At 43.7% G+C, this 11,539-nt stretch carries 14 protein-coding genes; 9 read left to right on the forward strand and 5 right to left on the reverse strand.

The features are described 5' to 3' along the window. Positions 1–86 precede the first annotated feature (86 nt). The 4 genes from BN1002_RS20615 (at position 87) to BN1002_RS20635 (ending at position 3,644) form a co-directional block, all read left to right on the forward strand. On the forward strand, positions 87–962 hold the full coding sequence (locus tag BN1002_RS20615; protein ID WP_048827411.1) for a LysR family transcriptional regulator: 876 nt from the start codon (positions 87–89) through the stop codon (positions 960–962). Between the two features lie 135 nt (positions 963–1,097). After that, positions 1,098–1,547, forward strand: a complete 450-nt coding sequence (locus tag BN1002_RS20620) for a hypothetical protein (protein WP_048827412.1) — start codon at positions 1,098–1,100, stop codon at positions 1,545–1,547. A gap of 230 nt (positions 1,548–1,777) precedes the next feature. Beyond that, positions 1,778–2,485, forward strand: a complete 708-nt coding sequence (gene rluF / locus BN1002_RS20625) for a 23S rRNA pseudouridine(2604) synthase RluF (RefSeq protein ID WP_048827413.1) — start codon at positions 1,778–1,780, stop codon at positions 2,483–2,485. Between the two features lie 781 nt (positions 2,486–3,266). Beyond that, positions 3,267–3,644, forward strand: coding sequence for a VOC family protein (locus tag BN1002_RS20635; protein WP_048827415.1), 378 nt, complete (start codon positions 3,267–3,269; stop codon positions 3,642–3,644). Positions 3,645–3,748: 104 nt separating this feature from the next. On the opposite strand, the gene BN1002_RS20640 is transcribed toward BN1002_RS20635, so the two are convergent. Continuing rightward, the gene (locus tag BN1002_RS20640; protein WP_048827416.1) at positions 3,749–4,087 is read right to left on the reverse strand and encodes a zinc ribbon domain-containing protein YjdM; all 339 of its coding nucleotides are present in this window, start codon (positions 4,085–4,087) and stop codon (positions 3,749–3,751) included. A gap of 148 nt (positions 4,088–4,235) precedes the next feature. Beyond that, entirely contained in the window at positions 4,236–4,994 is a 759-nt protein-coding gene (locus BN1002_RS20645) for a class I SAM-dependent DNA methyltransferase (RefSeq protein ID WP_048827417.1), read from the reverse strand. A 189-nt stretch (positions 4,995–5,183) separates the two neighbouring features. On the opposite strand from BN1002_RS20645, the gene BN1002_RS20650 reads away from it, so the two are divergent. Continuing rightward, positions 5,184–5,624, forward strand: a complete 441-nt coding sequence (locus tag BN1002_RS20650; protein WP_048827418.1) for a YtoQ family protein — start codon at positions 5,184–5,186, stop codon at positions 5,622–5,624. Between the two features lie 136 nt (positions 5,625–5,760). Continuing rightward, on the forward strand, positions 5,761–7,215 hold the full coding sequence (locus tag BN1002_RS20655; protein WP_048827419.1) for a S8 family serine peptidase: 1,455 nt from the start codon (positions 5,761–5,763) through the stop codon (positions 7,213–7,215). A gap of 81 nt (positions 7,216–7,296) precedes the next feature. On the opposite strand, the gene BN1002_RS20660 is transcribed toward BN1002_RS20655, so the two are convergent. The 3 genes from BN1002_RS20660 to BN1002_RS20670 form a co-directional block, all read right to left on the reverse strand. Beyond that, on the reverse strand, positions 7,297–7,668 hold the full coding sequence (locus tag BN1002_RS20660) for a hypothetical protein (RefSeq protein WP_048827420.1): 372 nt from the start codon (positions 7,666–7,668) through the stop codon (positions 7,297–7,299). 15 nt (positions 7,669–7,683) lie between these two features. Then, complete coding sequence (locus BN1002_RS20665) at positions 7,684–8,205, reverse strand: acyl-CoA thioesterase (protein ID WP_048827421.1); 522 nt, start codon at positions 8,203–8,205, stop codon at positions 7,684–7,686. Positions 8,206–8,403: 198 nt separating this feature from the next. Continuing rightward, positions 8,404–9,306 (reverse strand): LysR family transcriptional regulator, encoded by a 903-nt coding sequence (locus BN1002_RS20670; protein WP_048827422.1) that lies wholly within the window; start codon positions 9,304–9,306, stop codon positions 8,404–8,406. 161 nt (positions 9,307–9,467) lie between these two features. Between BN1002_RS20670 and BN1002_RS24130 the strand changes: the two genes are divergently transcribed. The 3 genes from BN1002_RS24130 to BN1002_RS20675 all read left to right on the forward strand — a co-directional run bounded on the left by BN1002_RS24130 (position 9,468) and on the right by BN1002_RS20675 (position 11,499). Beyond that, positions 9,468–9,632 carry a hypothetical protein gene (locus tag BN1002_RS24130; RefSeq protein ID WP_197072839.1) on the forward strand — a complete coding sequence of 55 codons (165 nt, stop codon included), beginning with the start codon at positions 9,468–9,470 and terminating at the stop codon, positions 9,630–9,632. Positions 9,633–9,662: 30 nt separating this feature from the next. Beyond that, the gene (locus BN1002_RS24310; RefSeq protein WP_148362839.1) at positions 9,663–9,785 is read left to right on the forward strand and encodes a DUF6254 family protein; all 123 of its coding nucleotides are present in this window, start codon (positions 9,663–9,665) and stop codon (positions 9,783–9,785) included. Positions 9,786–10,062: 277 nt separating this feature from the next. Continuing rightward, positions 10,063–11,499, forward strand: coding sequence for a L,D-transpeptidase family protein (locus BN1002_RS20675; RefSeq protein WP_048827423.1), 1,437 nt, complete (start codon positions 10,063–10,065; stop codon positions 11,497–11,499). Positions 11,500–11,539: the final 40 nt, after the last annotated feature.

Genomic DNA, 11,539 nt, shown 5'->3' on the forward strand with positions numbered 1-11,539 from the left:
TTTATTTTAATCAACCAACGATTATTAGTAAAATACATATATATAATTGATACTATTAAGATTATTAATGATAGGAGGGGATAAAATTGTATTATGATGCGTTAAGGACCTTTATAACCCTTGCCGAAACCGGAAATTTCACGAGAACAGCCGAAAAACTGCATATTTCGCAGCCGAGTGTGAGCCTGCATATTAAAAACCTGGAAAAGGAATTCCAAACCGAGTTGTTCCTCCGGTCCCCGAAATCCTTTCAAATCACACCAACAGGCGAAATCCTTTATAACCGGGCAAAGCAAATCATCACCCTGTATGAACAAGCAAAAGAAGATATCCTTGAACATCATAACGCCGTACGGGGAAAACTGATCATTGGCGCCAGCTTCACGATTGGGGAATATATTTTGCCATCCATGCTTCCCGCCCTGCAAAAGAAATACCCTTCTCTTGAACTGCATATCCTGATCGGCAATACAGATGAAATCATTGAATCTGTACGCCTATTCGAGGTGGATGTCGGCTTGATTGAGGGCCATTCAACGGATAAAGAACTCATCACCCAGCCTTTTATGAAGGATGAACTGTTCATCTCCTCCGGGCCCGCCCACCCCCTGGCCGGCCGTGACAAAGTGGATATTTCCGAACTGCAGGATCAGGAATGGATTGCCAGGGAGGAAGGGTCGGGAACGCGTGAATACTTTAACCATTTCATCCGTTCAAATGGCATAAGGGTAAAATCCTTGCTGACCATCAGTAGCAATCAAGGGATAAAGGAAAGCATGATGAAAGAGCTGGGCCTGTCCCTTTTGTCCAAAAGCGTAATGGAAAGGGAAATAAAACATGGAGACATCTCTATCATCCCCTTAAAAGGCCTGAATTTTACAAGGACTTTTTCTTCCATTTATTCACCGATCATGAAGAGTAAAAGAACCGTCGAGGCTTTTTTAGAGTCACTGGCCAGGTAGGGCTTGTTTTTACGCAACTGAAATTCCATAAAAAAGCGGATTATGTGCTCTCATGAAATTCTAATCTTTTTCTCAGAGAAATCTAAATCTTCCTGTCTATTATGTAGAATATCAACAAGAAAGGGAGAGATAGATATGAAAAAATCTTTACTTGTCATTTTAAGCGCATCCATCCTGGCAGCATGCGGAAACCAGGCCGACGAGGCGGCTCCAAAGGAGAAGTCAACAATTTCAACGGCTGATACATATGCCGCGGCTGCATCTGACGACAACCTTAACATTATCCAGACTTCCACTCGCCACTCTGAAACCGGCATGCAAAACACTAACAGGAATGCAGATTATAAGCAGCAGTCTTCCCAAGTGGATGTGACACAGCTTCCGGAGTACTCCATCCTTGAAGATCATGTCAACCTGGCCGACTATTCGATTGTAATCACTGAAAACAACCCATACAAGCGGGTACTTCTTTTGAAAAACAGCCGTGGACAAGCCGAATATAAGAGCATTCTCGTAAAAAATACCGGAAGGCTGAAAATCGTCGACTTTGACGGTGGCCTCGTTTACAGCGGCATCATTCAATAGCCCTTTTGCAAAAAGCAGCTTAGCGTAGCTGCTTTTTTGTTGCTTTTCATCACTTTGGGGTAATCGCAGAACGAACGCCGCTATATTCCCGTTTTGCAGATAGATAAAATGGGAAGTTTATTTTGAGGAAAAGATTTTATCAGCAAATCCTTTTACGTCTTTTGCATTCCAGGCAGTTTCTGCTGTATTGTTAGGGAAACAATAATTTTAAACAGAGGGTTGGAATCAAATTGCGTCTGAATAAATTTATTAGTGACTCCGGAAAAACGTCGCGGCGCGGCGCTGACAAGCTTATCGCGGATGGAAGAGTGACCATTAACGGCAAGATTGCGAAGATCGGAAGCCAGGTCAATCCTGGCGATGATGTACGGGTAAGTGGCCAACAAATACGTGTTGCCAGGAACAACGTCTATCTCGCGTTAAATAAGCCGGTCGGTATCACGAGTACAACCGAGAAAAACGTAAAAGGCAATATCGTCGACCTTGTCAATCATCCGCTGCGAGTATTCAATATCGGCCGCCTCGACAAGGATTCAGAAGGACTGATCCTTCTCACGAATGACGGAGATATCGTCAACGAAATCCTGCGTGCTGAGAACAGGCACGAAAAAGAATACATCGTATCGGTGGACAAGCCAATCACGCCCGAGTTTGTGACACAGATGTCTGAAGGCGTGAAAATTCTCGGCACCAAGACCCTCCCCTGCAAGGTCGAAAAGCTTTCCAAATATGACTTCAGAATCATTTTGACCCAGGGGCTGAACCGGCAGATCCGCCGCATGTGTGAAGCGCTTGGTTATGAGGTGTACCGCCTCCAGCGAATCCGCATTATGAATATCGAACTCGGGAACCTCCCTGTCGGCCAGTGGAGGGATTTAACGAAAAAAGAAAAAGCCCGCCTTTTCGCTGATTTGAATTATGAACCAAAGGAATGGTAACAGAACCGGGACGCGCATGAAGCGCGCCCTTTTTCTTTTTGCAAAATGACCCCTTAGGTTAAATTTTTCCAAGAGATTTCCTGGCTGGTTATGTATAATGGACTTATCTGAAAATTTTAACAACCATTAGGTTGAACTTAATAATTACACTATTTTATTTGACAAAGCTGGTTGATTGGAGCTCAGGCATGTAGATTCCTCGAAAATCCTCAATTATGCTAACGCATAATTTCGTGCGAGGATTATTCTTGGAAGCTTTCCTTAATGCTAACGCATTTCCTTCGTGCAAAGCCAATTCAAAGAAGCTGTTTGTCCTGCGGGATAGAGCGGCAAGTGGAGACCCCACAGGCGCAGGCGCCGAGGAGGCTCCTAACTGCTCAGGCATGTAGATTCCTCGAAAATCCTCAATTATGCTAACGCATAATTTCGTGCGAGGATTATTCTTGGAAGCTTTCCTTAATGCTAACGCATTTCCTTCGTGCAAAGCCAATTCAAAGAAGCTGTTTGTCCTGCGGGATAGAGCGGCAAGTGGAGACCCCACAGGCGCAGGCGCCGAGGAGGCTCCTAACTGCTCCTGCGCCAAAGTATATTCAAGGAGGCTCTGTTCAGCTCGTCGCAAATCCACAGGAAGCTATTTCATGCAGCTGCTTTGACGCCCCGCGGAAAGCGAAATGCCCGGAGCGGAAATCAACCACCCTGTTGCCATCGGCAATATCAATCTTTATTTCAACCTATTAGAAAAAAATATTTTGCGGCAAAAAACGCTAAGGGGGAACTGGAAGTGGATAAAGGATTGATTCAAAAAGTAGGTCAAATCGGGGTGCCGGTTAAAGACTTTGACCGTGCGGTGGAGTTTTACAAGGACAAGCTCGGCCTTCCCCTTTTATTCAATACGGGCAATCTTGCGTTCTTTGATTGCGACGGCCTGCGCCTGCTCTTAAGCCTGCCAGAAAAGGAGGAATTCGACCATCCAAGCTCGGTCATCTATTTTCAGGTTGCGGATATAAATGAGGCATATGGGGCCCTAAAGGAAAAGGGTGTCCAGTTCATCGATGAGCCGCATTTGATTGCCAAGATGGGGCAGACCGAAACATGGATGGCATTTTTTAAGGACACGGAAAACAATGTCCACGCCTTGATGAGTGAATTTGAAGCATAAAAAAGCAGGAGGCCGCTTTCGTTGGCGGCTCCTGCTTTTTGCTTTTGCAAAATTAATCTATGATCCAGTTCACAAGCTATTCACCGGCCTTTTTACAGCCAGAATTAAAGCTTTTTAACAAACTCGGATTTTAATTGCATCGCCCCGAAACCGTCAATTTTGCAATCGATATCGTGGTCCCCTTCGACAATTCGGATGCTTTTTACCTTCGTTCCCTGCTTTAGGACAGTGGAGCTTCCCTTAACTTTCAAATCCTTGATGACTGTTACGGAATCCCCATCAGTCAGGACATTCCCATTGGCATCCTTCGTAACCTTTTCAGCCTCGCTCGCTTCCATGCTTTCCCGTGTCCACTCATGCGCGCACTCCGGGCAAACGAACAAAGCCCCATCCTCATACGTATACTCAGAATTACACTTTGGGCAATTCGGCAAATTACTCATAGTTCCCCATTTCCTCCATTTGGTAATATTTTTATGTTTTTCTATATATCGCCACCTATTATAGCACAATGGGAAATCTGCATATTCGGGCATTGATTCGTCCCTCAATCGTTGATTGATCCGTAGCGTAACATGCCGAATTTGCGAGTTACACTTTTTGACATACATAAACCATTGCATAGCTTTCCTGGCTTAATGGATTACGACCCCAGTCTCCGTAGACGTTGATTATTTTAAATCCATGCTTTTCTGCCAGCCGCTCCATTTCCTTCGGATAGACATAACGCAGGTTTACACGTGTTTTCAGTTCCTTCATGATTTGACCCTCTTTCACGTATCTTCTGAAGGTCGTATAATATTGGACTTGTTCGATGGCATTATAGTGGTTGATGGTTGATAGCTCCACCTTAAACCCTGTGTCCGCGTCTATATAATTAGTCCAGTATTCCTCCCTTGGCGGCTGCAGCAGTTCCTCAGCACTCGGGAATCTCGTGTCAAAAACAAACAGGCCCAAAGGGTTAAGATGCGATGATACACGATTGAATAGGCCATCCTGGTCTTCATTTGTTAAAAAGTGCTGAAACGAATTGCCTCCTGAATAGATGAAATCTGTTTTTATTCCTAAATCAAAATTTGTGCAATCTTGCTTGCTCCAATTGATATTCAGGCTTTCCTGGCGGCTTTTTTCTTTTGCAGCCTGTAGCATCCCTTCATGGACATCAATCCCTATCATTTCATGCCCCTCCCTGGCCAACGGAATAGTTAGACGGCCAGTTCCGCAGGCAAGGTCAATAATCGGCCCTTTCATTTGCAGCGCCAGCTCTTTAAGAAATGGAATTTCACCTATTCGAGTATTCTCTTTATCGTACAGACTCGCATCCTCATATTCTTCAAAAAATTGTTCCATCGTCTCTCCTCGTTTTTATCTATCCATATTAATTTTGAATTGAGGCACTGGAACCATCTCCTGCCTCATTCTAATAGTCATATTGTACCATTTTTGCCAGTTAGGCGCTTTGGGGCGGGTGTTTTTTTGATTGTAGTTTAGAATTTTACTAGTATTGATATGTAGGAAACTTTTGTTAGGAGGGGTCAAGTGGAGTTAACTGTGTATTTGGCTGGCCAGATTCATGATGATTGGCGAGAGGAGGTAGAGAAAAAGGCGAGGGAAAGGGATTTGCCGCTTGTATTTGTAAGGCCGCAGACAAATCATGACCGATCGGATGATATTGGGGAAGCGATCCTCGGAAAACAGCCGGGCAATTATTATAAGGATGACGCTGCTTCCGATATTAACAATTTCAGGACACAGGTTTTATTGCAAAAGGCAGACATCGTTATCGCGCTGTTCGGAGAAAAATACAAACAATGGAATACGGCGATGGATGCCAGCATGGCAATCGCCATGAACAAACCAACTATCCTTATTAGACCTGAATCCCTAATTCATCCATTGAAGGAGCTTTCCAATCGAGCGAATGTCACGGTCGAAACAGTCGACCAGGCTGTTGAAGTTTTATGTTATGTGTTTGAATAATTTAACCTATCGTTATGTTGTAAATTGTCTAACTATTTTTAATTGTAACTCTATTAAATCGACAACTAGTATTTGTTTTTTGTTATAGGATATCTTCATGCTCGTCCATCACTCTTTATACATAGGAGGAAATTGAATGAAGAAGAAACTGGCTTTTCTATCTATTTGCACGATGCTATCCTTTTCGTTATTAATGGGTGCCCAATCGGGTAAAACAAACGCAGCACCAGAAAAGGAGTATTATGTACTCGCCTATAAAGGAAAGCTGCCTGGCAATTATGCTGATGCTATTTCAAAAGCTGGTGGAACGGTCGAAAGGGTCATTCCTGAAATCGGTATAGTAGAGGCCGCTTCTGCCGATTCAACTTTCCTCACAAAAGTAAAAAAGGATACTAGTATTCAATCAGCCGGCCGCGAACTAGAGGCGTATCTGGAAACCGATCCGGATGATAAGGTCCAATTCACCCCAGGGACGCCTAACGGCCAGAAAGTTACACTTGATGCAAATGCGGACAGCTATTGGGACAAGCAATGGGATATGCACCGCCTGACCAACGACGGTGACTCTTATAAATTGAACAAAGGCAATAAAGATACGGTTGTCGCGGTCATTGATACCGGAATCGACTTCAACCACCCTGACTTAAAAGATAATGCCGATGAAGCGGGCTCGAAAACCTTTGTACCCGGCACGACTGATGCCTGGGACAAAAACGGCCATGGGACTCATGTTGCCGGCTCAATCGCTGCCAACGGAAAAGTTAAAGGTGTAGGCCCTGAGCTGACTGTACGCGCGTATCGAGTTTTTGGGGCAACTGGCGGAGCACAGCAATCATGGATTACCGATGCCATCGTAGCTGCGGCCAATGATGGCGTGGAAGTCATCAATATGTCGATTGGCGGATGGCGCTGGATGGCGCATAACCTGGATGAAAAAGGTGACTCGGCCTCCATGGTCGCTTATCAGCGCGCAATCCAATATGCCGTCCAGAAAGGTGTCACCGTTGTAGTATCCGCAGGTAACGATTCAAGAGATCTTAATAACATTCATGATATGCAAGCGTATTGGAAGGAGACCTATGGGCTCGATATTAAAGGTCCATCCCGTGTCGTGCCTGCCCAAATTCCTGGCGTCATAACCGTTTCTTCTTCAAATGAGTGGTCAGAGAATAGTATCGCCTTCTACTCCAACTATGGAAATGCCATCGATGTTGCAGGTCCTGGCGGGGATAACGGTCCATTGTATGATGAATTGTACCGTAATGATCCTAAGGGCAACTACTTGGATAAGCGTGATTTCACTTACAGGACACTGTCCACTTATCCATCGTATCCGGTTGCCAGTAATGCAACGACTCAATTCAGTGATGGAAACTGGCATGGATACTCTTATTTGCACGGCACATCCATGGCAGCTCCGAAAGTGGCCGGCGTAGCAGGCGTCATTAAAGCAGCCCACCCTGAGTACTCGCCTGCCCAGGTAGCAGCGGCCATCAGACAGAGCGCCATTGACTTCGGTAAAGTCGGTGCTGACCCGCTTTACGGCAAGGGTGAAGCCAATATTTACAACTTCCTCGCGAATGACAAGTAAATAAAACGATACTGGCAAAAGGCCACCGGTGCATCCGCCCGGTGGCCTGTTTTTTTATAAAGATTTCCTTATTGCCGGTATTTAGCGAACCAAAGTCGGTCCTACCAATTCTTTTGGGTTCTCACCCAACGCCAGCCTGCTAAGATTCGTGTAGCTGATTTTCTTATACGTGTTAAGCAGCTCTTTTAATTCAATAAATTTATTGTCTGATTTTAATTTTTCAATTTCCCTCAGATATACGGACAATACATACTCATTCAGAGGCTTTGGCTGGAATTTACGCGCATCCTCATCCATAATCAATGAACCCATAAATTGATAGCCAAATTGGAATTGCCGAGTCAGGTTAATAATATTCATAAACTTCTCATAAAGGGAAGGTTTTGCCTCATTTAAATTTTCAATCGCCATTTGCGCTTTTATTAATTCTGTATAGCTTGATGCAACCAGCATGTTATTTCGCTCCTTTTATTTTGAATCCCAAGGCTTGCCCAACGAAAGATTTACTATAAGTTCTTTGTTTTGCTCCCTTTTTAGTTTCCGGATACGCTCCCGCTCCTTCCCTGTCTCGAAAAGAAATCTTTCCTCCTCCGACTCAGGGATAATCGCCGGAACTTCCATCGGCCGCTTGTTTTCATCAAGCGGAACAAATGTCAGAAACGCAGTGGCGGCAAGCCTGCGGTTCCCGGTTTCAAGGTCTTCCGCAATGACCTTGCAAAAAATCTCCATTGACCTTTTGCCTGTATAACTGACATACGACTCAATACAAACCGAGTCGCTTTGGCGGATTGGTTCGAGGAAATTTACCGAGTCAGTCGACGCGGTCACACATTCCTTAATCCGTGAATGCCGCCGCGCCGAAAGTGTCGCGCAGGCATCCATTTTTTTCATTAATACTCCGCCAAACAACGTATGATAATTGTTCAAATCATTAATTAAAACTTGGTCTGTTTGAACAACACGAGTTTCTTTAACTGTTTTAGCTTCCAATCGATATCACCTATATTTATAAATGCTGTTAAAAGGCCAGAGCCTTAAGCATTGAATTTTTTATATGATTATTATAACGGTGCTAATACGATGAAATACAATGCCAATCCGATATGGCAACCATGTTGAAAACTTATGTAAACGCTTCTAGAAACAAGCACAAAAAAAGCTTCCTCTTTTTTAAGGGAAGCTTTTTTGTCATGTGATATTTTCAGATCCTGCCATCGAGAGCTTTTCTTTTGCAAAATGAATAAATTCTTTTGCCAGTTGGGATAAGTGGGCATCCTTCTTCCAAATCATTGCAAGGTTCCACTCAATGGCTGGGTCGGTGATGCTTAATGTGCGAAAGTCCTCTGTCAATTCCGAACAAGTACTTTCAGGGAGTAAGGTGATACCAATATTATACGAAACCAATTCCTGAATAAAATCGAGCTGTGACGTTTCAGAGACGATATTCGGGTGAAACCCAGCTCCCCGGCAGGCATTGATGACAAGATTCCTTAATTCAAAATCCCGGTTGAACATAATAAAATTCTCTTCCTTTAGTTCCTGCAAAGATACTTTCCCTTTCCCTGAAAGGTGATGGGAGGAATGGACCACCAGTTTCAATTTCTCGTTCACAAACATGAACTTTTCAAGTTGATCATTTCTTTCCGAAAGGACAACAATTCCAAAATCGAGCAAATCATTAATAATTTTTTCTTCTATCCGCCTGGAACCATCCTCTTCCAATTGGAAAGTCACTTCTGGATACCTTTGGTGGTACGAAGCGATCAATTTTGAAAAGAATGCGGTGTTTACAATCGTAGGCAGACCAATCCGGATATGCCTCTTTTTCAGCTTAAGCATATGGTCGAATTCCACATTCATTTGCTGTAGCTGCTTTTCAATGAGCAACGCATGTTTTTCCAATACCCTGCCTGCATCGGTTACGAGCATCTTTTTCCTGGTGCGGATGAAAAGAGACGTTCCTATCTCATCCTCCAAAGACTTGATAATCCTGCTAAGGGCAGGCTGTGTTATGAATAAATTTTCCGCCGCGGCGGTAAAATTGCCAGTACGGATCACTTCGAGAAAACATTCCAATTGTTTGATTTCCAACTTACCTCAGACCTTACTGTTTAGGTTTATTATAGTGTACCCCCATTTAAACAATCTATGTCATTACTATTTTATTAAAAGAAGGTTGATTTTTTGGACGATTGGAAGGATGAATAGTTACTTCATTCTCTACCATACTAAAAGCAAAAGGAGGATAAGCAATGGCCAAACGAACGAAGAAAAACGACCCCGAGCAAAAAAACAAGCAAGGATTTGACTCCAGCAAAAAGGATGCGGAATTCTCCAAGGAATTCGGAAGCGCCAATGCCAACCGGGCTAAAAAGCAAAAAGAAAAAGAACAGCGGGCATACGAAAACAGAAGCTAATCCCCTATATTTTGCGTAAGGAGCATGGTTATGACACAATCGAAACGGCAAAAGGAACGACAATGGGAAACCAGAAAGGAATCCCAGAACCCGCACGGAAAAGTAAAATCCTATGAACAGCTGGCGGAAGAAGCCGGGAAAGCCAAGAAGTAAGTAAGAACTTCAATGGACTTGCATTTTAAAATGCGAAGTCCATTTTTTATTTTCCGAGCAGATTAAATTTTTAATTTCCCAGTAACTTTCATCCTCTTTGTACGTACTACTCTATAGGTGGAAAAATTTTAAATTTTGATACAAATAATGACAATATTCTGCCCCTCCATCAAGTAGAATAGTATTGATTTTGTTTTTTGGGAATTTGGTTGGATTATCCGAATAGAATGCCAAGGCCACAAACCATAGGAATTTATGCAAAACGGGGGAATTAAACATGGAAGGTTCACTTCAAAGATCGGTGCAGGAAGTCAGCAGGCATAAGAAACACTCGACAAGAAATTGGAAGCTGGTGACAGCAAGTTTATTAGTTTTTATCTTGCTTATCGCTGCTGCTATTGGGTATTACCAAACAACCCGCTTCAATGTAAATGTGTCGATAAATGGCGTCAAGGTCGCTGGCCTGACAGCAAACCAGGCGCTCAATAAGCTGAATACAACAACCTTAACAAATAAAGTTTATCTTGGGGAACAGCAACTAATCGATGGAAAAGATACAAAGCTAAGTTTTACAACTGACGACCTGTCAGGGGTCAAAGAGATTTTTGATACACAACAGACCTTCCTCCCTTCTTTTCAGAAAAAAGATTATTCATTAAGTCCGGCACAACCTGACCCATACCGCAGCCAGGAAATGAAAAAACAGTTCGAGGAAAAGCTTTTGGCCATGAATAAAACCTTGCAGCCTCCAAAAAATGCCGAGGTTGTCCTCGAACAAGGAAAAATCATCGTCATTCCCGGCAGCCACGGTGAGCAGTACGATGTAGAAAATCTTTTAAAAGAATATGATAAGCAAGCATACAAAAGTGATGTCCGACTTAATCCTGTTTATCTCCAGCCTGTTAAAGAAGACAGTGAGATAATCAAGACGAAGGAGCAAAAGCTACAGGCCCTCCTCCAGCAAACTGTTGATTATAAGGTACAGGATCAAGTCCATTCCTTAAAGGCGAGCGAATTGATTAAAAATGCCACCGTTTCAAATGACCTGAAAGTCGCCATTGACCCGGGCGACTTGAAAAATAAAATTGTCGAAATCAATCAAAACCAGTCCACCCTGAACAAAGACTTCACCTTTAAGACCCATTCAGGCAAAGTCGTTAAAGTTAAAGGGCAAGGCTATGGCTGGGCATTGGATGTGGACAAGGAAACAACGCAAATCGCGGATGCTTTTGCAAAAGGAGAAAATTCGGTTTCCGCTTCCAATATAAACGGAAATGGCTGGAACAACGAAGGATACGGCTATGGAACAACGGCAAACAACGGAATCGGCGATACGTATGCAGAGGTCTCCATCCAGGAACAGCGCGTGTGGATTTATAGAAACGGAAAACTGGTCTTCACAACGAATGTCGTAACCGGCAACCATAATACCCGTGAAGACACGTCACCAGGCGTGTGGTACATCCTTTATAAACGGACTCCTTATGTACTTGAAGGAAGCAGAGTCGGCAGTTCCGAATACGCCATTAAAGTAAACTACTGGGCACCCTTTACAAACAGCGGCCAGGGCTTCCACGATGCCAGCTGGCGGACGAACTGGTCAGGAAACGCGTATTTGAACGCCGGTTCAGGCGGCTGCGTCAACATCAAGCCGAGTGTCATGAAAGCCGTGTACGACAATCTCAATACACACGATCCGGTTGTAATTTATTAAAGAGAAATTATCGGGACAGCTATTGGCAAAATTGCCGTGG

It is taken from the genome of Bacillus sp. B-jedd (genome assembly GCF_000821085.1).
Classification (GTDB): domain Bacteria; phylum Bacillota; class Bacilli; order Bacillales; family Cytobacillaceae; genus Bacillus_D.

Bases quoted from the DNA above. Each gene is read 5' to 3' on its own strand.
- BN1002_RS24310 (WP_148362839.1), top strand. From the start codon at position 9,663: ATGACACAATCGAAACGGCAAAAGGAACGACAATGGGAAACCAGAAAG.
- BN1002_RS24130 (WP_197072839.1), top strand. From the start codon at position 9,468: ATGGCCAAACGAACGAAGAAAAACGACCCCGAGCAAAAAAACAAGCAA.
- BN1002_RS20640 (WP_048827416.1), bottom strand. From the start codon at position 4,087: ATGAGTAATTTGCCGAATTGCCCAAAGTGTAATTCTGAGTATACGTAT.
- BN1002_RS20675 (WP_048827423.1), top strand. From the start codon at position 10,063: ATGGAAGGTTCACTTCAAAGATCGGTGCAGGAAGTCAGCAGGCATAAG.
- BN1002_RS20645 (WP_048827417.1), bottom strand. From the start codon at position 4,994: ATGGAACAATTTTTTGAAGAATATGAGGATGCGAGTCTGTACGATAAA.
- BN1002_RS20655 (WP_048827419.1), top strand. From the start codon at position 5,761: ATGAAGAAGAAACTGGCTTTTCTATCTATTTGCACGATGCTATCCTTT.
- BN1002_RS20660 (WP_048827420.1), bottom strand. From the start codon at position 7,668: ATGCTGGTTGCATCAAGCTATACAGAATTAATAAAAGCGCAAATGGCG.
- BN1002_RS20620 (WP_048827412.1), top strand. From the start codon at position 1,098: ATGAAAAAATCTTTACTTGTCATTTTAAGCGCATCCATCCTGGCAGCA.